The sequence below is a fragment of the Amycolatopsis sp. M39 genome, assembly GCF_001651785.1.
Taxonomy (GTDB): Bacteria; Actinomycetota; Actinomycetes; order Mycobacteriales; family Pseudonocardiaceae; genus Amycolatopsis; species Amycolatopsis rubida.
In genome coordinates, this window is the sequence record NZ_LWSF01000016.1 from 57,440 (window position 1) to 77,286 (window position 19,847).

The 19,847-nt window shown below is 71.7% G+C and carries 22 protein-coding genes and 1 pseudogene; 14 read left to right on the plus strand and 9 right to left on the minus strand.

From position 1 onward, the window contains the following. Nucleotides 1-46: 46 nt before the first annotated feature. The 3 genes from A4R44_RS28155 to A4R44_RS50865 all read left to right on the plus strand — a co-directional run bounded on the left by A4R44_RS28155 (nucleotide 47) and on the right by A4R44_RS50865 (nucleotide 3,227). Nucleotides 47-1,354 (plus strand): MFS transporter, encoded by a 1,308-nt coding sequence (locus tag A4R44_RS28155; RefSeq protein WP_067587225.1) that lies wholly within the window; start codon nucleotides 47-49, stop codon nucleotides 1,352-1,354. Further along, on the plus strand, nucleotides 1,351-2,757 hold the full coding sequence (locus A4R44_RS28160; RefSeq protein WP_067587228.1) for an aminotransferase class V-fold PLP-dependent enzyme: 1,407 nt from the start codon (nucleotides 1,351-1,353) through the stop codon (nucleotides 2,755-2,757). Before A4R44_RS28155 ends, A4R44_RS28160 begins: the two co-directional genes overlap by 4 nt. A 77-nt stretch (nucleotides 2,758-2,834) precedes the next feature. Continuing rightward, a complete protein-coding gene (locus A4R44_RS50865; RefSeq protein WP_232791833.1) occupies nucleotides 2,835-3,227 on the plus strand; it encodes a hypothetical protein in 393 nt (130 codons plus the stop codon). A 37-nt stretch (nucleotides 3,228-3,264) separates the two neighbouring features. Here the strand turns inward: A4R44_RS50865 and A4R44_RS28165 are convergent. Further along, nucleotides 3,265-3,792, minus strand: a pseudogene (locus A4R44_RS28165) (dienelactone hydrolase family protein); the annotation flags it as partial. Between the two features lie 232 nt (nucleotides 3,793-4,024). Between A4R44_RS28165 and A4R44_RS28170 the strand changes: the two are divergent. Further along, nucleotides 4,025-4,927, plus strand: a complete 903-nt coding sequence (locus tag A4R44_RS28170; protein WP_067587231.1) for an NADP-dependent oxidoreductase — start codon at nucleotides 4,025-4,027, stop codon at nucleotides 4,925-4,927. Here A4R44_RS28170 and A4R44_RS28175 read toward each other — a convergent pair. Next, entirely contained in the window at nucleotides 4,914-6,617 is a 1,704-nt protein-coding gene (locus A4R44_RS28175) for an MFS transporter (protein ID WP_198545465.1), read from the minus strand. The two genes, A4R44_RS28170 and A4R44_RS28175, sit on opposite strands and share 14 nt — an antisense overlap. A 146-nt stretch (nucleotides 6,618-6,763) precedes the next feature. On the opposite strand from A4R44_RS28175, the gene A4R44_RS28180 reads away from it, so the two are divergent. After that, nucleotides 6,764-7,828, plus strand: a complete 1,065-nt coding sequence (locus tag A4R44_RS28180) for a zinc-binding dehydrogenase (RefSeq protein WP_067587234.1) — start codon at nucleotides 6,764-6,766, stop codon at nucleotides 7,826-7,828. Between the two features lie 13 nt (nucleotides 7,829-7,841). Here A4R44_RS28180 and A4R44_RS28185 read toward each other — a convergent pair whose 3' ends face one another. From A4R44_RS28185 to mrf, 4 genes are read right to left on the minus strand one after another with little or no spacing between them, the layout of a single operon-like run. Further along, a complete protein-coding gene (locus tag A4R44_RS28185; protein WP_067587237.1) occupies nucleotides 7,842-8,936 on the minus strand; it encodes a GTP-binding protein in 1,095 nt (364 codons plus the stop codon). Beyond that, a complete protein-coding gene (rpmF, locus tag A4R44_RS28190; RefSeq protein ID WP_067587240.1) occupies nucleotides 8,933-9,091 on the minus strand; it encodes a 50S ribosomal protein L32 in 159 nt (52 codons plus the stop codon). The genes A4R44_RS28185 and rpmF overlap by 4 nt, the downstream gene beginning before the upstream one ends. Next, nucleotides 9,091-9,354: a type B 50S ribosomal protein L31 gene (locus A4R44_RS28195; RefSeq protein ID WP_067587243.1), complete on the minus strand. Its 264-nt coding sequence runs from the start codon at nucleotides 9,352-9,354 to the stop codon at nucleotides 9,091-9,093. Before A4R44_RS28195 ends, rpmF begins: the two co-directional genes overlap by 1 nt. Beyond that, nucleotides 9,351-10,592 (minus strand): ribosome hibernation factor-recruiting GTPase MRF, encoded by a 1,242-nt coding sequence (gene mrf / locus A4R44_RS28200; RefSeq protein WP_067587246.1) that lies wholly within the window; start codon nucleotides 10,590-10,592, stop codon nucleotides 9,351-9,353. Before mrf ends, A4R44_RS28195 begins: the two co-directional genes overlap by 4 nt. A gap of 78 nt (nucleotides 10,593-10,670) precedes the next feature. On the opposite strand from mrf, the gene rpmB reads away from it, so the two are divergent. From rpmB to A4R44_RS51855, 6 genes are all read left to right on the plus strand, one after another. Beyond that, nucleotides 10,671-10,907, plus strand: coding sequence for a 50S ribosomal protein L28 (rpmB, locus tag A4R44_RS28205; RefSeq protein WP_067587249.1), 237 nt, complete (start codon nucleotides 10,671-10,673; stop codon nucleotides 10,905-10,907). Beyond that, nucleotides 10,908-11,075: a 50S ribosomal protein L33 gene (gene rpmG / locus A4R44_RS28210; protein ID WP_009078884.1), complete on the plus strand. Its 168-nt coding sequence runs from the start codon at nucleotides 10,908-10,910 to the stop codon at nucleotides 11,073-11,075. Continuing rightward, a complete protein-coding gene (gene rpsN / locus A4R44_RS28215; protein WP_067587252.1) occupies nucleotides 11,075-11,380 on the plus strand; it encodes a 30S ribosomal protein S14 in 306 nt (101 codons plus the stop codon). Before rpmG ends, rpsN begins: the two co-directional genes overlap by 1 nt. Before the next feature lie 5 nt (nucleotides 11,381-11,385). Further along, nucleotides 11,386-11,622 carry a 30S ribosomal protein S18 gene (rpsR, locus tag A4R44_RS28220; RefSeq protein WP_369805952.1) on the plus strand — a complete coding sequence of 79 codons (237 nt, stop codon included), beginning with the start codon at nucleotides 11,386-11,388 and terminating at the stop codon, nucleotides 11,620-11,622. Nucleotides 11,623-11,716: 94 nt separating this feature from the next. Continuing rightward, nucleotides 11,717-12,778 carry an AAA family ATPase gene (locus A4R44_RS28225; RefSeq protein ID WP_067587258.1) on the plus strand — a complete coding sequence of 354 codons (1,062 nt, stop codon included), beginning with the start codon at nucleotides 11,717-11,719 and terminating at the stop codon, nucleotides 12,776-12,778. Beyond that, entirely contained in the window at nucleotides 12,775-14,667 is a 1,893-nt protein-coding gene (locus tag A4R44_RS51855; protein ID WP_067587261.1) for a VWA-like domain-containing protein, read from the plus strand. The genes A4R44_RS28225 and A4R44_RS51855 overlap by 4 nt, the downstream gene beginning before the upstream one ends. Nucleotides 14,668-14,700: 33 nt before the next feature. Here A4R44_RS51855 and A4R44_RS28235 read toward each other — a convergent pair whose 3' ends face one another. Together A4R44_RS28235 and A4R44_RS28240 are read right to left on the minus strand one after the other, a co-directional pair. Continuing rightward, a complete protein-coding gene (locus tag A4R44_RS28235; RefSeq protein ID WP_067587264.1) occupies nucleotides 14,701-14,955 on the minus strand; it encodes a hypothetical protein in 255 nt (84 codons plus the stop codon). 4 nt (nucleotides 14,956-14,959) lie between these two features. Continuing rightward, complete coding sequence (locus tag A4R44_RS28240) at nucleotides 14,960-15,415, minus strand: hypothetical protein (RefSeq protein WP_067587266.1); 456 nt, start codon at nucleotides 15,413-15,415, stop codon at nucleotides 14,960-14,962. A 377-nt stretch (nucleotides 15,416-15,792) separates the two neighbouring features. On the opposite strand from A4R44_RS28240, the gene cobA reads away from it, so the two are divergent. Further along, nucleotides 15,793-17,028, plus strand: a complete 1,236-nt coding sequence (cobA, locus tag A4R44_RS28245; protein ID WP_067587269.1) for a uroporphyrinogen-III C-methyltransferase — start codon at nucleotides 15,793-15,795, stop codon at nucleotides 17,026-17,028. A gap of 29 nt (nucleotides 17,029-17,057) precedes the next feature. Continuing rightward, nucleotides 17,058-17,825: a PIG-L deacetylase family protein gene (locus A4R44_RS28250; RefSeq protein ID WP_067587272.1), complete on the plus strand. Its 768-nt coding sequence runs from the start codon at nucleotides 17,058-17,060 to the stop codon at nucleotides 17,823-17,825. A gap of 172 nt (nucleotides 17,826-17,997) precedes the next feature. Here the strand turns inward: A4R44_RS28250 and A4R44_RS28255 are convergent, their stop codons facing one another. Continuing rightward, nucleotides 17,998-18,873 carry an alpha/beta fold hydrolase gene (locus A4R44_RS28255; protein WP_067587275.1) on the minus strand — a complete coding sequence of 292 codons (876 nt, stop codon included), beginning with the start codon at nucleotides 18,871-18,873 and terminating at the stop codon, nucleotides 17,998-18,000. A 110-nt stretch (nucleotides 18,874-18,983) separates the two neighbouring features. On the opposite strand from A4R44_RS28255, the gene A4R44_RS28260 reads away from it, so the two are divergent. Next, entirely contained in the window at nucleotides 18,984-19,826 is an 843-nt protein-coding gene (locus A4R44_RS28260; RefSeq protein ID WP_067587278.1) for a crotonase/enoyl-CoA hydratase family protein, read from the plus strand. Nucleotides 19,827-19,847: the final 21 nt, after the last annotated feature.

Here is a 19,847-nt window from a genome sequence, read left to right on the forward strand (position 1 = left end):
AGATCCATTAGGCATGCGTTCGTCGTTCCGCCTTCGAGGAGGACCTTTGGCGTCGCTGTCCCGCCGCACGAGATTCCGCTACTCGCTCGGCTCCTTCGTCACCGGCGGGTTCGGCACCGTGCCGGGGCTGCTCCTGCTCCCGTACCTGACCGACACGATGGCGGTGCCCGCCGCGGCGGCCGGGATCATCGTGTTCGTGCCCAAGGCGTGGGACGTGGTCTTCAACCCGGTCGCCGGGCGGCTGTCGGACGCCGACCTCGCGCGCACCGGCAGCAGGCGGCGGTTCCTGCTGCGCGGCGGGATCGGCGTCGCGATCCTGTTCTTCGCCTTGTTCGCGCATCCCGGCTTCGGCGCGCCGCTGTGGGACGCGACGTACGTCGTGGTCATGTTCTTCCTGTGCGCCACCGCGTACGCGTTCTTCCAGGTGCCGTTCAACGCGCTCCCGGCCGAGCTGACCGATTCCGCCGAGGAACGCACGAAACTCACCAGCGTCCGGATCGGCGTGCTGGCGGTCGCGGTGCTGGTGTCCGGCGGCGGCGCCCCGGCGATCACCGACCTGCTGCCCGGCGTGCCGGGCTACCGGGTGATGGGCCTGGTGATGGCGGTGATCATCCTGGCCGCCACGCTCGGCGTCTACTTCGGCCTGAAGGGCGCGCCGGTCGGCTCGCTGCGGCCCAACACGGTGCGGCTCAAGGAATTGGCGCGCACCATCGCGCGGTGGCGTTCGTTCCGGTGGCTGCTGGGCGTCTACTTCATCCAGGCGCTCGGCATCGGCACCGTGCTGGCCGCGATCCCGTACTTCGCCCAGCACGTGCTCGGCGACCCGAGCTACCGCACCTACCTGTTCGTCGGGTTCGTCGGGCCCGCGCTCGTCACCATGCCGCTGTGGCCGCGGCTGGGCGCGAGCTGGGGCAAGCTCGCCGGGTTCCGGATCGCCACCACGTCGTTCTTCGTCGGCCTCGTCGCGATGTACTTCGCCGACCGGCTCCCGTTCGCCGCGACGCTGGTGTTCGTCGCGCTCGCCGGCGTCGGCTACGCGGGGATTTCGGTGTTCCCGCTGGCGATCCTGCCGGACCTGATCAGCGCCGAGGAGGAGCGGACCGGCGAGACCAGGGCGGGCGTCACGGCCGGTGTGTGGACCGCGTCCGAGACGCTCGGGCTCGCGCTCGGGCCGGGGCTGTTCGGGCTCGTGCTGCAGGGCGGGAGCTATGTGTCGAGCACCGGCACGAGCGCCGTCCCGCAGCCGCATTCGGCGATCACCGCCATCGTGATCGGCACGTCGGTCCTGCCCGCGGTGCTGATCGCGCTCGGCATCCCGCTGCTGCGCGGTTCGGTCCTGGAGAAGCAGGCGTGAACGACATCCTGGCGCGGCTGCGCGAACTCCGCTCCGGCGACCTGCCGACGCACGGCGGGCGCACGCTGGCCTACGTGTACGACAGCGGACTGTCCGAAGTGGACGAAATCGCCGCCGCCGCGCACGCGCTGGCCAGCTCCGCCAACGGCCTCGACCCGACCGCGTTCCCCAGCCTGCTGCGGATGGAGAACGACCTGGTCGCCCGCGCGGCCGGACTGCTCGGCGGCACGCCGGAGACGGTCGGCACGGTGACGTCCGGCGGCACCGAATCGTGTCTGCTGGCGGTCCTCGCCGCTCGTGACGCGCGGCCGGACCTCGCTGCGCCGTCGATCGTGCTCCCGGAAACCGCGCACGCCGCGTTCCACAAGGCCGCGCATCTGTTCGGCGTGCGGAAGATCGTGGTGCCGGTCGATCCGGACACCTTCCACGCGGACCCGGCGGCGATGACCGCGGCGATCGACGACTCCACCGTGCTCGTTGTGGCAAGCGCGCCGTCGTACGCGCACGGCGTCGTCGATCCGATCACGGAGATCGCCGCCGCCGCGTCGGCACGCGGGGTGCGCATGCACGTCGACGCGTGCATCGGCGGCTGGGTGCTGCCGTACTTCGCGAAGCTCGGCGCGGACTTGCCGCCGTTCGGCTTCAGCGTTCCCGGCGTCACCAGCATTTCGGTGGACCTGCACAAGTACGCCTACTGCGCCAAGGGCGTCTCGGTGCTGCTGCACGCCTCGGCGGAACTCCGGCGGACGCATTACTTCGCAAGCGCGGCCTGGCCCGGCTACACGATGCTCAACCCGACGCTGCAGAGCACCCGCTCCGGCGGTCCGCTCGCCGCCGCGTGGGCCGTCGTGCACCACCTCGGCGAGGACGGATACCTGACGCTGGCCTCGCGCGCGCGGGCGGCCGTGGAACGGATTCGCGTTGGCGTGGCTTCGATTCCGGGCCTGCGCGTGCTGGGCGATCCGGTGTCGACGCTGATCGCGTTCACCGGCTCGGACGGCTTCGACCTGTTCACCGTCGCCGACGAGATGAAGGGGCGCGGCTGGTATGTCCAGCCGCAGTTCGCGCACGGGACTTCTCCGCTGAATCTGCACCTCACCGTCACCGCCGCGAACCACGGCAGCGAGCCGGAATTCCTCGCCGATCTGGCGGCTTCGGTCGAGGCGGCGCGGGCGGAAGGCCCGGTGCGGGTCGATCCGGACGTCGTCGCTGCCCTCGACCCGGAAACGCTGACGTCCGAGCAGTTCGGCGGCTTGCTCGCCGCGGCGGGCCTGACCGGCGGCGACGGGCTGCCGGAGCGGATGGCGCCGATCAACGCGCTGCTGGCCGCCGCGCCGGAACCGTTGCGGGAGCGGCTGCTGGTGGAGTTTCTCGGCGCGTTGTACACACCGAGCGGTCCGTGAGGGGAACCCTGAAGGAATCAGATTTCCCCTCACGGACTTGTGGGTGCCCGAGCGCGACCGAAGACCGGGCAACCGCCGTGTTCCGCTCGCGCGGTCTTGCCGGGTACGCGGCCTGTGCGGTGCTGATGGCCAGCACCGGCTGGGTGCACTTCTACGCCACCACCTGGTACTCGACGCACCGGTCGGTGCGCTACCTCGGCAGCTTCGCGAGAGGCGTAGGCCCGTCCGAAGGCATCTCGCGGATCAACAACGACCCGGCCCAGCCCGGGTCGTTCGTCCGCGTCTGGTCCGGGATTCCGGACTGTGCCTCGGGATCCGCCCGCTTCGCCGGTTCCCCGGAGAAGTACCGTCCCGGCCGTCCGGTCGGCTTTGACGACTACCTCGACGGCGCGGGCTGTGCTGTCCGGCTGGTGGCGGGTCGGGCAGCGAGGTCTCACCGGGTGCGATCGAGTCGGTGTCGGCCATGGTGAACCCGTGGACGGTGTCCGGGTAGATCTCGGACGGGTAGCTGACTCCGGCGGCATCGAGGGCTTGGTTGAGTTCGCCGAGTGTTTCCGGCGTCAGGTCGGACGCGGCATGCCCGAAGTGTGCCTGCGCGGTGAGCCGCGAGAAACTCCCGGGTCCGGCCGCGCCCACCAGCGCGTGGAATCCGGCGACCGCCGCCACCTGATCCGGACGCGCCGCGGCGGTGCGGACCGCGAGAAGGCCGCCGATGCACTAGCCGGTCACCCCGACCGGTCCGGAGCTCACTTCGGGCCGGGCGGTGAGGAATTCGAGATAGGCGCTGGCATCACGCAGGACCAGCTCGGGGGTGTGCGCTTCGATCAACGGCAGCACCTGAGCGAAGACCCCGGCCCGCTCGTCTTCGCCGATGAATTCCGGAAGGTCGAGCACCGGGGCCGGGCCGTGCCGATAGAAACAGTGGGGCACGAGGACGTAGTAACCGTGCTGCGCGAGTTCGCTGGCCAGGCCCTGGAGCACCGGCCGGAGGCCGAAGCCGTCGGCGGTGGGGATCGGCAGAGTTGTGCCGGGCATGAATTCTCCTGTCGTCGTCGAGGTTGCTCTGGTCACGACGAAAGGAGGCGGGGCCCGCGCGGCGGTCAGAAGAGCACCGGGTAGCCGATCCGTGAGTGGCGAAATGCCGTCCCGGTAGTCATCGCTGCCCAATCTAGCCCATCGGGCGGGGGTTGGCCGACCCCGCGGCTTGACATCAAGTCCGCTTGATGTCGAACACTGGCGGTGATCGACACGAGCGCTGGAGGCGGGAATGAGCAAGGCGATGGGGTTCCGCGAGCTGGGCGGGCCGGAGGTGCTGCGGCTGGAGGAGGTCGCGGAACCGCGTCCCGGGCCGGGGGAGGTCCGGATCCGGACGAAGGCCGCGGGGGTGCAGGCGTTCGACGTCGCGGTGCTCGCCGGGCTCATCCCGGTGCCGGAACCGGGCGCGTTCACCGTGCCGGGCAACGAGTTCGCCGGGGTCGTCGACGAAGTCGGGGAAGGCGCCGAAGGGTTCGCGGCGGGCGACGAGGTGCTCGGCTTCGGCCGGCTGGGGGCGTATCAGGAACTGGTCGTCGCCGGAGCGGACCAGGTGGTGGCGAAGCCGCCGGAGATGCCGTGGGAGGTCGCGGGCGCGTTCACCGCGGCGGCGCAGACCGCGGAGATCGCGATCGAGCGGATCAACGTCGGCCCCGGCGACACGGTGCTGGTGCACGGCGCGGCTGGTTCCGTCGGAGCGATGGCGGTGCAGCTGTCCCGGTCGCGCGGCGCGAAGGTGCTCGGCGTCGCGCGTCCGGCGTGGCACGAGCAGGTGCGGGCACTCGGGGCGATTCCTCTTGCCTACAGCGAGGATTTCGTCGAACGGGTGGCTCCCCACGGCGTCACGGCGGCGATCGACGGGGTCGGCGGCGCCGCGCTGGAGTACACCTTGGACCTGATCGAGGACCGGTCCCGGATTCTCACCCTGGTCGAGCACGACCGCGCCGGCGAGCTGGGCATCCTGCTCACGGTGAACGACCGCTCCGCGGCCCGCCTCGGGCGGTTGGCGGGCCGTTACGCGAAAGGCGAGCTGACGCATCGCATCATGGCGACGTTCCCGCTCGCCGAAGCCGCCGAAGCGATGCGGACCTATCAGGCGGGGAACATCCACGGCAAGATCGTGCTCACGATGGATTGACCGGGTCCTGGTGGAAGTACCGCTTCCCCCGCGACGCGGACGCGGCCGCGGCGACCAGCGCCATCGCCGCGGCCGCGACGAACACGGTGACCAGTCCGTCGTGGAACGGACCGGAAATCAGCGTGGGGAAGAACTCCTTGCCGGTCAGCGCGGCGGAATCGGCGGAGGAGAGCCGGCCGAGCACCCCGGGGCCGACCAGGTGCGCCACCGGGTTGCTGCCCAGGAACGCGGCGAAGAGGGTGCTCACCGGCGGCAGCTGGGCGATGTTCGCGGCGACGTCCGCCGGGACGCCGTGCGCCCGCAGCCCGCCGGTGAGCGTCGCGGGCAGCGATCCGGCCAGCCCGGCGATCATCAGCGAGAAGAACACGCCGATGGACAGCGACGTCCCGGAATTCTGGAATGTCGAGCGCATGCCGGACGCGACGCCGCGCTGGTTGTCCGGCACGCTGCTCATGATCGCCGAGGTGTTCGGCGCGGAGAACATGCCCTGGCCGATGCCGCTCAGCACGAGCAGCAGCGCGAACGCCGGATAGCTGAAGTCCACCGGCAGCGCGAGCAAGCCGAGGAAGGATCCGGCGACCAGCACCAGCCCGCCGGTGGAGAACAGCCGCGCGCCGAACCGGTCGGAGAGGTATCCCGACACCGGGCCGGCGATCAGGAATCCGGCGGTGAGCGGCAGCAGGTAGATCCCGGCCCACAGCGGGGTCTGCTCGTAGTCGTAGCCGTGCAGTGGCAGCCAGATCCCCTGCAGCCAGATGATCAGCATGAACTGCATCCCGCCGCGCGCGATCGCGGTAAGCAGCGCGGCGAGGTTCCCGGCGGTGAACGCGCGGATGCGGAACAGCGACAGCTGGAACATCGGCGACGGCGCCCTGGTCTCGATCACGCAGAACCCCGCCAGCAGCGCGATCCCGGCACCGAGCCCGCCGAGCACCCACGGGTTGCCCCAGCCGGTCGCCGCGCCGCCGTAGGGCTGGATGCCGTAGGTGATCGAGGCGAGGATGACCGCGGTGCCGAGCGCGAAGGTGACATTGCCGCCCCAGTCGATCCGCGCGCGCTGCGGCTTGCTGATCTCGCGCAGGCTGCGGATCGACCAGACGGTGCCGAAAACGCCGAACGGCACGCTCACCCAGAACACCGCGCGCCAGTCGAGTTCGGCCAGCAGCCCGCCCGCGACGAGGCCGAGGAACTGCCCGGCCAGCGCGGTGATCTGGTTGACGCCCAAGGCCATTCCGCGCTGTTCGCGCGGGAAGGCGTCGGTGAGGATCGCCGCGGAGTTCGCGGTGAGCATCGCGCCGCCGACGGCCTGCACCACCCGCCAGCCGATCAGCCACAGCGCGCCGCCGCCCGCGTGGAACGGGTCGAACGACAGCGCCACCGAGGCGACGCTGAAGATCACGAACCCGACGTTGTACATCCGGACGCGGCCGAACATGTCGCCGAGCCGCCCGAGCGTCACCACCAGGACCGCGGACACCAGCAGGTAGCCGAGGATCATCCACAGCAGGTAGCCGATGTTGGCCGGGGCCAGCGGGTCGAGTCCGATGCCGCGGAAGATCGCCGGCAGCGAGATGATCACGATCGACCCGTCCAGCGCCGACATCAGCACGCCGAGCGTCGTGTTGGAGAGCGCGACCCATTTGTAGCGCCCGCCGCGGTGTGCCTGGGTGTCGATCGTCCGGTCCGCCACAATCGACAGCCTAGACTGATAAACCTAGCCTGTTCAACTCGTGCGAAACGGGTATCCGGGACGAATGTTCGGGATCCTGGTAGCGGCGGGCTCCTGGTTGCCGATTCCTGATTCCGCTTGGATGGAACGGAACGAAGGAGGATTCGGTGAAGGCTGCTGTGCTCAAGGAATTCGGGCGCCCGCTGTCGGTCGAGGACGTCGCGGAGCCGGTGCCGGGCACCGGGGAAGTGGTCGTGGACGTCGTCGCGGCGCCGGTGCTGCACTACACCGCCGAGGTGGTCAGCGGCGCCCGGCGGTACGCGCTGGAACTGCCCGCGATCCTGGGCGCCGGCGCGGTCGGCCGGGTGCGGTCGGCCGGGCCGGACGCGACGAAACTCCGGCCGGGCGATTGGGTCCGCTGCGACCCGGCCGTCCGCTCCCGCGACGACGCGGTGACGCCGGACGTCGTCCTACAAGGCCTGACCGCTCGCGGCGACGGAGGATTGGCGCTGCAGCGCCATTTCCGCAACGGCGGGTTCGCCGAGCGGACCATGGTCCCGACGGAGAACGCGGCCCCGCTGGGCGAGATCGGCGAGGCCGGCGCGGGCCGGTGGGCCGCGCTCGGGATCTGCCTGGTGCCCTACGGCGGCCTGCTCGACGGCGGATTGCAGCCGGGGGAGACGGTGCTGGTGAGCGGCGCGACCGGCACGTACGGCGGTGCGGCGGTGGCCGTGGCGATCGCGATGGGCGCGGGCCGGGTGATCGCGCCGGGCCGGAACCGGGCCGCGCTGGCCGATCTGGAGCAGCGCTTCGGCCATCGCGTGCGGACGGTCGTGTTGTGCGGCAACGAAGACGAGGACCGCGAGGCGATGCTCTCGGTGGCCGGCCCAGTGGACCTGGTGCTGGATCTGCTGCCGCCGTCCGCCCCGGCCGCCGCGGTGCGCGCGGCGGCGATGACGGTCCGGGAGTTCGGCCGCGTGGTGCTGATGGGCGGGGTCGGCGGCGAACTCGCGCTGCCGTACCCGTGGCTGATGCTCAACAGCGTGACGGTGCGGGGCCGGTGGATGTACCCGCGCGACGCGGTGCCGAAGCTGATCGCGCTGGCCCGGTGCGGACTGCTGGACCTGGCCCAGTTCGAGGTGGACGAGTTCGCGCTGTCCGCGGTCGGCGAGGCAGTGGAGCACGCGGCGGCGAAGAGCGGGCGGTTCCGGCTCACGGTGCTGCGGCCGTGAGCCGGAACCGTCCTTAGTGGACGTGCACCGGCTCCCACTCGGGGAACGGGTCGTCGGTGGCTCCGCTCTCGGCGAGGCAGGTCTCCAGTGCGTCGAGCAGAGCGGCGTGCTCGAGCCCGACGCCGATGAACACCAGTTCCTGCCGGGGTTCGTCCGCGACGCCCTGCGGTTCGAACCGTGCGACGCTGCCCGCCTGCGACCACAACCCCAGCGTGCCCGGCCGGCTGCTGAGGCTGAAGAACCCCTTCGACCGCAGCACCGTGCCGAACTCGCCGGAGTCCAGCCGCGAGGTCACGAAGTCCCACAACCGCACCGGGTCGAACGCGCGCGGGGAGCGGAACACCACGCTGGAAATGCCGTACTCCTCGGTCTCCGGCACGTGGTCGCCGTTCAGTTCCGCCACCCAGCCCGGCGCTTCCCGCGCGCGTTCGGCGTCATAGCGGCCGGTGCCGAAGACCCGCTCCAGCGGCACCCGGCCGAACTCGGCGGACACGACGTCGGCAGCCGGGTTGAGGCGGCGCAGCGAGGCGAGCAACCGGTCCTTCTCCGACGGTGTGACCAGGTCGACCTTGTTCAGCAGCAGCACATCGGCGAACTCGACCTGGTCCATCAGCAGGTCGCTGACCGTCCGCTCGTCGCCCTCGTACTGGTCCAGCCGACGCTCGGCCAGGCTGTCCCCGCGGGCCAGTTCGCGGGCGAAGTTCGCCGCGTCCACCACGGTGACCATCGTGTCCAGCCGCGCCGACGACAGCACCGGGGAGCCGTCGTCGGCGGGGAAGGAGAACGTCGCCGCGACCGGCATCGGCTCGGAGATCCCGCTCGACTCGATGAGCAGATGGCCGAACCGCCCGTCCTCGCACAGCCGGGCGACCTCGTCGAGCAGATCCTCGCGCAGGGTGCAGCAAATGCACCCGTTGGTCATCTCGACCAGCCGCTCCTCGGTCCGCGACACGCTGTCCCGCACGAGCGCGGCGTCGATGTTGACCTCGCTCATGTCGTTCACGATCACCGCGACGCGCAGGCCCTCGCGGTTGGCCAGGATCCGGTTGAGCAGCGTGGTTTTCCCGGCACCGAGGAATCCGGAAAGGACAGTGACCGGGACGCTCACCGCCCGAGCCGCTGGAAGTGCTGGATCAGCTTGCGCGGCACCAGTTTCCGCTCGCCGTCCACGACGATCGGCACCAGGTCCGGCGCCGCCGCCTTCCACTGCGAGCGCCGGGACCGGGTGTTGCTGCGGGACATCTTCCGCTTCGGGACGGCCATCAGCGCGCACCCCCGCCGCGGCGCTGCCCGTAACGGCGGTGGAACTTCTCGACCTGGCCCGCCGAGTCGAGGATCCGCTGGGTGCCGGTCCAGAACGGATGCGACCACGCGCTGATGTCCACCGCCACGAGCGGGTAGGTGTTCCCGTCGGACCATTCGATGGTCCGGTCGGAGGTGGCGGTGGAGCGGGTCAGGAACGCGTCGCCGGTCGACGAGTCCTTGAAGACCACCGGGTGGTAGTCGGGGTGGATGCCGGGTTTCACAGGGTTTCGTCCTTCTGGTTGGCGGCGTTCGCGTGCCGGTCGGGTTCTTCGGTTTCTTCGCAGGGGTCCTCGTGCCAGTCCCCGAAGGGGTCGGGGTATCCGCGCCAGGCGGCTTCGCCTTCGGCGAGTTCGGCGTCGGTGAGCAGGGCGGCTTGCAACGCGCTCTCGATCTCCGCGGGAGCGGCCTGATCGGTGACGATCACCAGCTCCTGCGCGCGGTCGCCGTGCACCGGGTCCCAGCGCAGCGAGGCGAGCGTGCGGCGTTCGGGGGAGACCTCGGCCCAGTCCGGTCCCTCCGGCGAGGCGAGCCACGGCCCGGCGTGCCCGATGCCGAGCCCGCCGCCCGCCGATTCGATCCAGAACGCGACGTCGGGCTGGCTGGCGACCCAGGCCCGGCCGCGGGTGCGGACCACGCCGTCGAGCAGCAGGTCGATCGCCTCGTGCAGCCGCTCCGGATGGAACGGGCGCTGCGCGGTGAACCGCAGCAGTTCGATGCCGCAGTCCGGGTGCAGCGGCGGCGCGCCGCGCAGCAACGCGCCGTGCAGGTCGGTGACCTCGCCGCGGCGGGCGTCGGCCGGGATCGCGGCGAACAGTCCGGCGGCGTCGGTGCGGGCGAGCTCGACCCGGGGAACGGACGGCGCGACCCGGTCCAGCACCGCGGAGGATCTGGCCGCGCACCAGGCGTCCGGTGCGGCTCCGGCGAGCACGAGCACGTCCGCCGATTCCGCCTGGGACAGTGCGACCTGCGCGAGCGTCCGCTCGTCCTCGGGGCTGCCCTGGAGGCCGCGCTCGGCGAGCAGGTCGTCGCCGGTGACGTCGGCGAGCCAGGTCGCGCAGTCCAGCACGGTGAACACCGCTTCGAGCTCGACGTCGTCGCTCACCGGGCGGTCGCCGACCAGGACGTTGCGGATCGCCCAGCTCACCGGCTCCGGCTCCATCGCTTCGTCCAGCCGCACCACGATGCGGTCGACCTGCGGCATCCGGGCCAGCCGGCGCAGCAGCGGCAGCAGATCCTCGCGCAGCGTGCAGTTGACGCAGCCGTGCGCGAGTTCGAGCGGGGTCAGCTCGTCGCGGCCGCGCAGGAGGATCCGGCGGCGGACGACGCCGGAGCCGATGTCGCGCAGGTCGTGGTGGACGACGGCGGTGCCGGGGCTCGCGCGGAGCAGAAGCGCGGCGAGAGCGCCGGTGCGGGCGATCCCGCTGCAGAGCACGAGCGGGACACGCGGACGTGGGGGCACTGGATCTCCAGACGACGGGGCGGGGTACGGTGACGAGCGTAGTTGAACATGAATGTCACTATCAACTTGGGAGGGTCCGTGTCAGCCGTGTGCCAGGTCACCGGCCGCAAGCCGGGCTACGGCAAGCAGGTCTCGCATTCGCATCGCCGCACTTCGCGGCGGTGGGAGCCGAACCTGCAGACGCGCCGCTACTACGTGCCGAGCCTCGGCCGCACCGTGCGGCTCAAGGTGTCGGCGAAGGGCATGAAGACGATCGGCAAACGCGGCATCGATGCCGTCGTCGCCGACCTCGTCGCGAAGGGAGCGAAGTTCTGAATGGCGAAAAGCACCGACATCCGGCCGGTCATCAAACTGCGGTCGACCGCGGGCACCGGCTACACGTATGTCACCAAGAAGAACCGCCGCAACAACCCGGACCGGATGGTGTTGCGCAAATACGACCCGGTGGCGCGCAAGCACGTCGAATTCAAGGAAGAACGCTAATGGCGAAAAAGTCGAAAATCGCGAAGAACGAGCAGCGGAAGGTGATCGCCGCGCGGTACGTGGAACGCCGGCGCGCGCTGAAGGCGCTGATCGCGTCGCCGTCCGCCTCTGCCGACGAGAAGGCCGACGCGGTCGTTGCGCTGCAACGGATGCCGCGCGACGCGAGCCGCACGCGGATCCGCAACCGCGACGCCGCCGACGGGCGTCCGCGCGGATACCTGCGGAAATTCGGGCTGTCCCGGGTGCGCATGCGGCAGATGGCGCACAACGGGGAACTGCCCGGCGTGTCGAAGTCGAGCTGGTGAGCACCGTGCGCAAACCAGACCGGACGCCGCGCCGCCGCCCGAACCCCTTCCACGCAGCCGGAATCACCCGGGTGGACTGGAAAGACGTCGATCTGCTGCGGAAATTCATTTCCGACCGGGGCAAGATCCGGGCCCGCCGGGTCACCGGACTGACGCCGCAGCAGCAGAAACAGGTGGCGACCGCGATCAAGAACGCGCGGGAGATGGCGCTGCTGCCGTACCCGACGGCGGCGCGGAGCTGAAAAACCGGATGCGGGCAGCGGGCCGGGCGCGCGACCATCACGGCACGAAACGGGCGTCGCACGAGGATGTCCCGACACCGGAAAGGTCCGCGTTGTGCACGCCCAGCTCACGGTCACCCCCGCCCAGCTGCCCGACATCCTGCTCACGACCGCCGTCGTCCGGCCGGTCTTCCTCTGGGGCGCGCCCGGAATCGGGAAGTCTTCGCTGGTCCGGGAATTCGCGGCGGCGCTCGGCCTCGAATGCGTCTCGCTGCTCGGCACGCAGCTCGCGCCCGAGGACCTGATCGGCGTCCCGCAGATCGTCGACGGCCGCAGCCGGTTCTGCCCGCCCGAGCAGATCGCGCGCGACGAGCCGTACTGCCTGTTCCTGGACGAGCTGAACGCCGCGTCGCCGGACGTGCAGAAGGCGTTCTATTCGCTGATCCTCGACCGGCGGATCGGCTCCTACGAGCTGCCGCCCGGTTCGGTGGTGATCGGCGCCGGCAACCGCGCCACCGACCAGGCGCTCGCCCGGCCGATGGCCTCGGCGCTGGTGAACCGGCTGGTCCACCTTCACCTGCGCGCGTCGGCGGGCGACTGGCTCGCCTGGGCGGCGGGCAACGGCATCCATCCGGCAGTGGTCGAATACCTGACCCAGCGCCCGGACCACCTGTGGAGCCAGCCGCCGAAGACCGAGGAGCCCTTCTCCACGCCGAGGTCCTGGCACATGCTGTCCGACCTGCTGCATTCGGCAGGCGATGCGCTCGACGACGAGACCGCCGGGCTGCTCGCGTACGCCACGCTCACCCGGCAGCACGCAGGCGCGTTTCGGTCCTATCTCAAGGTCGCGCGGCACGCCTACGACCTGGAAGCCATCCTCAAGGGCGACGCGCGCTGGCCCGCCGAGGCGGGCGAGCGCGACCTGCTCTACTTCCTCGCCGAGACCTTCCGCGTCCGGCTCTCCCGCGACCTGCCCGCGGACAAGCGGCACGCGTCGGCGGCGGTGCGGCAGTTCGCGTTCCGGGCGAAGAGCCTGCTGGTCGAACTGGCGGAGATCTCGCTGGAGATGGCGCAGCTGGTGATCGCGGACGACGAGGCGGGCAACCCGCGCCTGCCGGCGTGGTTCCTGGTCGAAGCCGCGCGCGACCTGCCTCGGCTGGTGGCGGCCCGGGCATGAGCACCGTCCGCTCCGACGCTCGCCTCCGCGAACGCCGGAACAAGGCGATCGACGCGGGCTGGGCGCTGGTCCGCGCGAACACCGTCCTGAAGCGGCTCGCGGAGGGCGCGAGCCTGGACCGCGTCAGCCTGACCGGCGCCGCGGCTTGGGCAGTCGTCGCCGACCGCGGCCTGATCACCGCGAACCGCTCCCGCGACGCCGAACCGGCCGAGTGGGCATGGGTGTTCGCGCATCTGCTGCTGCACCTCGGCCTCGGCCATCTGGACGAGGGACAGCTCGCCGAGGCGGACGCGATCACTGCCGACCGCGACGTCGACGCGAGCTACGGCGCGGCATGTTGCGTCGCGGTGCACCGGTTCGCGGAGGCAGTGCGGGTCGGGACGCCGCTCACGCTGCTGCCCGAACTTCCCGGCACGGACGAGCTTTCCCTTGCCCGCGCTTGGCGCGACACCGGTGTTCCGGAGGTCTTCCGTTCGCTCGGCACCGGCGGCGACCGGCCGTGTCTCGCGCTCACGGAGCCGCCGAGCCGCTGGCACGCCCAGTACTACGGGAAGTCCGCGCCGTGGACCGAGCGGTTCGCGCACGGCCTGATCGCTTCGGCCACCGAGGCGATGGAGCAGGCCGCCGGCGCGCGCGGCCAGACCCGGCACCGGCGGAGGCTGGGGGAGTGGGACCGCGCGCTGGGCTGGTTCGCGTCGTCGTTCCCGCTGCTGGGCGCGGTGGCCGCCGGGTTCACGCTGATCGCCGATCCGGAGGTGGTCCGCGCCTGGGACATCTCGGTCGCGGCGGTCGACGCCGAACACGGCGAGATCTACGTCAACCCGCATGCCGCGCTGACCGCCGAGGAATGGCGGTTCGTGTTCGCCCACGAGATGCTGCACGCCGCGCTCCGGCACGACCGCCGTGCGCTCGGCCGCGATCCGTATCTGTGGAACGTCGCGTGCGACTACGTGGTCAACGGCTGGCTGGTCGCCCTCGGCGTCGGCGAATTGCCCGGCGACGGGCTGCACGATCCGCAGCTGGCCGGGCTGTCCGCGGAATCGGTGTACGACACGCTGACCACCGATCTGCGCCGCGCCCGCAAACTGCGCACGCTGGGTGGCCGTGAGGCGGGCGACGTCCTCGGCGACTGGCTGTCCGAGCCGGACGCCGCCGCCCGCCGTTCCTCGCGCCGGGCCGAACCCAAGCCGCTGCCGTGGCGCGACGGCGACCGGACCGGCGGCGTCGACCTGGACGAGTTCTATCGCCGCGCGCTCAGCCAGGGGCTCGTTTATCACCAGGCGCAGGGCCGCGGCCTGCTGCCGCTCGGGCTGGAACAGGAGATCCGCGCGCTGGACCACCCGCCGCTGCCGTGGGACGCGCAGCTGGCGCAGTGGTTCGACGAGCACGTCCGGGCCGAGCGGCCGGTGCGCAGCTACGCGCGGGCGTCGCGCCGTCAGCCGGCGACGCCGGACATCCCGCGTCCGGGCCTGGTCCGTCCGGAGCGGATCGACCGCCGCGCGACCTTCGGCGTCGTGCTGGACACCTCCGGGTCGATGAACGCGGAACTGCTGGGCAAGGCGCTCGGCGCGATCGCGTCGTACGCGCGGGCCCGCGACGTCCCGGCCGCCCGGGTGGTGTTCTGCGACGCGGCCGCCTACGACGCCGGATACCTCGCCGTGGAAGACATCGCGGGCCGGGTAAAGGTCCGCGGCCGCGGCGGCACCCGGCTGCAGCCCGGGGTCGAGCTGCTGCGCCGCGCCCCGGATTTCCCGGCGGACGGGCCGGTGCTGATCATCACTGACGCGCAGTGCGATCACGTGCGGCCGTCGCGGGAGCACGCTTTTCTGGTTCCGCGTGGCGCTCGGCTGCCGTTCGTGCCGCGCGGTCCGGTTTTCCGGGTCGAGTGAGGACCGGATTGACGCGCGAAGCCGCACCCGGTGCTAGTGGAGTTTCCAAGTCACCGCATGCGTTTTGCAGCCGGTGGGGTCCGCGCTTCCGACGAGGTAGCCGCTGTCGGCGATCCACTCCGCCTTGCTGTGACTGCCGCCGGGAAGGATCCCGAACCGCGCGATGTCCTCGTTCTCGTACCAGACAGTCGCGCGTTTCTGCGAAGCCCCCACCGCGTTGCCGTTCGAGCCGACCCCCGCGATGTCCCCGTCGACGAGGCAGATGGTGCCGTCCGGGTCCCAAAGCACCGAATCACAGATACCCGCTGCCGGTCGCGTAGCCGGTGGGGCCGGCCTGATTGAGCCAGCTCGGATGCGGGCTCGGCCAGTCCAGCCGGTGCAGCACGCCGTTCCGGTCCCAGGTCGTCGGTGCGGAGGAGCCGTGCTCGCCGCCGGTCAGGTGCCCGCCGATCGTCCCGTCCCGGTCCATGACGTTGTTCGCGCTGGCCCACGCGGTCGGTGATCGGCCCGCCGTTGACCCACCGCGCCGAGTGGGCCTTCGCCGGGTTCGTGTCCAGGCCGGAGATGCCGGCGCCGTCGGCGAGATGCCGGTCGCGATGCACCACGTGTCGCCGGGGAGCGTGCCGAGGTGGGCGACCTGGCCGTCCGGGTCCCAGCGGAAGGGGTGCTCCAGGTTGTCCGGCGTCAGCCATTCGCCGACGACGACGCCGGTGTCGCGCGCCGGGACGGCGACGGTCGGCGTCAGCATGTAACCCGCGGCGACGCCGTGGCTGTTGACGGCGCGCGTCTGCCCCTGTGTCGCGCCCGGCGTGGGCGGGCTAGCACGAGCAGAGCCTCGGCCACCGCACCCGCGCGTCTTCGTCTGGCCGCACGATTCCTTGTCATCATGACTCCCCACGTGATCCGGTATGCGCCCAGCAGTCGCTTCCGGACGCGGCGGCGGATTTGGGTGCGGACAGCCGACGCATTTTCCCGTGTCGTTAGCCCCAGCGGCCTCAGCCGCACTCCGGCGTGGCATGACCCGCGCTCGCCGCGACGAGAAGACGGTGCGCCGCCCGTATCTCCGCCTTCCTCCCCTCCGCCGCCCTCGACGGAGGCGCTGCGCGCCGCTGTTAGATTCGGCGCATGGACGACCCGCACTACCTTTCCGGCCTCGACCTGACCGGCCGCCGCGTCGTGGTGTTCGGCGGCGGTTCCGTCGCCCAGCGCCGGCTTCCGCGGCTGATCAGCGCGGGCGCCCGCGTCGAGCTGGTGTCGCCNGTGTCGCCGCACACGACGCCGTCGGTGCAGGGGATGGCGGACGCGGGCGAGCTGGTGTGGCACCAGCGCCGCTACGCCGAGGGCGACCTGCGCGCGGCTTGGTATGCGCTGGCCTGCACGAACGACCCGGCGACCAACGCCGAGATCTGCGCGGAGGCGGAGCGGGAACGCGTCTTCTGCGTCCGCGCCGACGAGGGCGAGTCCGGTTCGGCGGTGACCCCCGCGACCGGACGGCACGGCGGCCTCCTGTTCGGCGTCCTGTCCGGCGGCGAGCCGCTCCGCTCGGCCGCGGTCCGCGATGCGATGCTGGACGGCCTGCACGCGGGCACGATCGAGGACGGCCGCCGGCCGCATCCGGAAGGCACGCTGCCCGGCGTCGCGCTGGTCGGCGGCGGGCCCGGCGACCCGGACCTGATCACCGTCCGCGCCCGGCGGCTGCTCTCGCGCGCCGACGTCGTGGTCGTCGACCGGCTCGGCCCGCGCGACCTGCTGGACGAATTGGCGCCGGAGGTCGAGGTCGTCGACGCGGCGAAGATCCCGTACGGCCGCGCGGCGAGCCAGGACGTGATCAACCGGACGCTTGTCGAAAAGGCCAAGGAGGGCAAGTTCGTCGTCCGGCTCAAGGGCGGCGACCCGTACCTGTTCGGCCGCGGATTCGAAGAGGTCCAGGCGTGTGCCGAGGCCGGCGTGCCGGTGACCATGGTCCCGGGCATCACCTCGGCGTTCGCGGTGCCCGCGGCGGCCGACGTCCCGGTGACGCACCGCGGGGTCGCGCACGAGGTGGTCGTCGTGTCCGGGCACGTCGCGCCGGGGGACGAGCGGTCGCTGGTGGACTGGTCGCTGCTGGCCCGGATGCGCGGGACGATCGTGCTGATGATGGGCGTCGAGCGGCTGCCGAAGTTCGCCGCCGCCCTGCTCGAAGGCGGCCGCCCCGGCGACACGCCGGTCGCCGTGGTCGAGGACGGGACGATGCGGACCCAGCGGGTGCTGCGGTCGACGCTCGCCTCGGTGGCCGAGGAAGCGGCGGCCGCGGGAGTCCGCCCGCCCGCGGTGATCGTGTTCGGCCCGGTGGCCGGACTGGACCGGAATCAGGCCGGATAACGCAGACAGCGGGCCGTCCGCGGGCGAAGATGTCCGGTATGACCCTGCCTGCCCTGCCTGAAGAGTCCTTCCGGCGCGTGCTCTGCGTCGTCGCGCACCCGGACGACATGGAGTACGGCACGTCCGCCGCCGTCGCGCGCTGGACCGCGCGCGGCATCGAGGTCGCCTACCTCCTGCTCACCCGCGGCGAGGCGGGCATGCCGAACCCGCCCGAGGAGACGGCCCGCCTGCGCGTCGCCGAACAGCGCAACGCCTGCGCGGCCGTCGGCGTCGAGCGCCTCGCCGTCCTCGAACATCCGGACGGCGTGCTCGTCTACGGCCTCGACCTGCGCCGGGACATCGCCCGCGAGATCCGCCGGTGCAAGCCCGACGTCGTGCTCGGCTGCGGATTCGACGTCGAAACGCCCTACGGCTTCGACCAGGCCGACCACCGTGCCGCCGGACTCGCGACCCTCGACGCGATCCGCGACGCGGGCAACCGGTGGGTCTTCCCGGAGCAGATCGACGACGAGGGCCTCGCCCCGCATTCGGCGCGCTGGTACCTCGTCCCCGGACTCCCCGGTTCCGGGGCGACCCACGGCGTCGACGTCACCGGAGAACCGCTGCAGCGCGGTGTCGCGTCCCTGGAGGCGCACGCGGCGTACCTGGCCGCGCTCCCGGACCACCCCGCGCCCGCGGACTTCATCCCGCAGTTCACGGCGATGAGCGGCAAGGCCATGGGCGTGGAGCACGCCGTCCTGTTCCGCGCGCACGACCTCCAGGCACCGCCGGAGTCCCCCGGCCTCGACGAGGATTGACCCGTGCCGGGGGTTCGTGAGGGGAACCCTGACGGAATCAGAGTTCCCCTCACGAACCTCGCTGAGCCGCTCAGGACCGAACTCGCCGATGGCGTGCACGGCAGGGGGCACGCCGCTGCGGACGACCTTCGCGCCCCGCCCGACGTGCCGTGAAGGACCTCGGGAGCCGGGCTCAGGCGGGGTAGCGGCGAAAGGCGAAGTCCCGGATCGCCGCGCTCAACCGCTTCGGGTCGAACCGCAGCTCGACCGGGCTCCGGGCCTGGACGAACTCGGCGTCCGGCAGGTCCTCGGCCAGACTGCCCGCGTCGCCGAAGGGGTGGATCGGGTCGCCCTCGTGCCCGATCACCAGCGTCGGCGTGGTGATCGTGCCCCGGATCGACTTCGGCGGCGCGACGCGGCCGAACAGCACGCCGTGCAGCAACGCGGCCATCGGCGCCGGTTCCTGGCTCAGCGTGTCCGTGATGACGTCCACCCATTGGTTCCCGTGCGGCACCAGGTGCGCGGCCCACGCCACCCCGCGCACTGTCGCGGGCAGGAAGCGCGCGGCGAACAACAGGGGTGCGAAGGTCAGCAGCCCGGCGATGATCGCGTTGTCCAGCACCGGCATTTCGACCACCAGCCCGCGCACCCGCGACGGCGCGGCGACGGCCACCTCCAGCGCCACGTTCGCGCCCAGCGAGGTGCCGCCGACCACCGCGTCCTCGATCTCCAGGTGGTCGAGCAGCGCGACGGCCTGTTCGCCGAACGCGGGCATCGAATAGCGCCACGACTGTGTCGGCCGGTCCGAATCGCCGTGGCCGAGCAGGTCGAGGGTCACCACGCGGAACCCCGCGCGGGCGAGCCGCCTGGCCAGCGGCGCGTGCATCCTGCGGGTGAACATGATCCCGTGCATCAGCACCACGACGCGGTCGCCGCTGCCGTATTCGGTGTAGCACAGGCGCTGGCCCTCGTGCCGGAACGAGCCGGACAGCTCGATCGGCCTTGCCTTGCGGGCCGCCGCGGGTTCCGCCGGCGGCGCGTCGGCGACGGGCACGGGTGCCGGATCCATACGGGCGCCTCCCTCTCCACCTCGGGTCTCCAGGAAAGCATCCCGCAGCCGGGTTGGCACAGTGTCAACTCCGATGGGCTGGGCTGGCGGGGATGCGTCAAGATGACCGTATGACCGAACCAGCAGCCGCCCTGCCCGAACTCGCCTCGCTCCGCGTCGACCTCGACGGACCGGTCGCCGAGGTCACCCTGCTCGGCCCGGGCAAGGGCAACGCGATGGGCCCGGACTTCTGGCGCGAGCTGCCGCTGGTGTTCGCCGCCCTCGACGCCGACCCGCGCGTGCGCGCCGTGGTCCTCGCCGGAAGCGGCAAGCACTTCTCCTACGGCCTCGACCTGCCCGCGATGATGGGCAGCTGGGCCCCGCTGCTGGCGGGCGACGCGCTGGCCGGGCCGCGCACCGAGTTCCACCGCGAGGTCCAGCGGCTGCAGCAGGCGGTCAGCTCGATCGCCGAATGCCGCAAGCCGGTGGTCGCCGCCGTGTCCGGCTGGTGCATCGGCGGCGGCGTGGACGTCATCACCGCCGCCGACATCCGCCTCGCCAGCGAGGACGCCAAGTTCAGCGTCCGCGAGGTGAAGGTCGCGATCGTCGCCGACATCGGCAGCCTCCAGCGGCTCGCGCCGATCGTCGGCGAGGGCCATGTCCGCGAGCTGGCCCTGACCGGCAAGGACGTCGACGCCGCGCGGGCGGAGAAGATCGGCCTGGTCAACGACGTGTACCCGGACCAGGAGACGCTGCTGGCCAAGGCCCGCGAGCTGGCCGCGGAGATCGCCGCGAACCCGCCGCTGGTCGTCCAGGGCACCAAGCAGGTGCTGTCGGCGAACACCGAACGCCAGGTCGCCGAGGGCCTGCGCTACGTCGCCGCGTGGAACTCCGCGTTCCTGCCGAGCAAGGACCTCCAGGAAGCCGTCCAGGCCTTCCTGGAGCGACGAGCGCCGGAGTTCACGGGCGAGTAGAACAGGCACGGGAAAGCGAGC

Coding starts and splice junctions, on each gene's coding strand:
- rpsN (WP_067587252.1), top strand. CDS start 11,075: ATGGCGAAAAAGTCGAAAATCGCGAAGAACGAGCAGCGGAAGGTGATC.
- A4R44_RS28170 (WP_067587231.1), top strand. CDS start 4,025: ATGAGCAAGGCGATGGGGTTCCGCGAGCTGGGCGGGCCGGAGGTGCTG.
- A4R44_RS28260 (WP_067587278.1), top strand. CDS start 18,984: ATGACCGAACCAGCAGCCGCCCTGCCCGAACTCGCCTCGCTCCGCGTC.
- A4R44_RS28250 (WP_067587272.1), top strand. CDS start 17,058: ATGTCCGGTATGACCCTGCCTGCCCTGCCTGAAGAGTCCTTCCGGCGC.
- rpmG (WP_009078884.1), top strand. CDS start 10,908: ATGGCGAAAAGCACCGACATCCGGCCGGTCATCAAACTGCGGTCGACC.
- A4R44_RS28255 (WP_067587275.1), bottom strand. CDS start 18,873: ATGGATCCGGCACCCGTGCCCGTCGCCGACGCGCCGCCGGCGGAACCC.
- rpmF (WP_067587240.1), bottom strand. CDS start 9,091: ATGGCCGTCCCGAAGCGGAAGATGTCCCGCAGCAACACCCGGTCCCGG.
- A4R44_RS28240 (WP_067587266.1), bottom strand. CDS start 15,415: ATGCTGACGCCGACCGTCGCCGTCCCGGCGCGCGACACCGGCGTCGTC.
- A4R44_RS51855 (WP_067587261.1), top strand. CDS start 12,775: ATGAGCACCGTCCGCTCCGACGCTCGCCTCCGCGAACGCCGGAACAAG.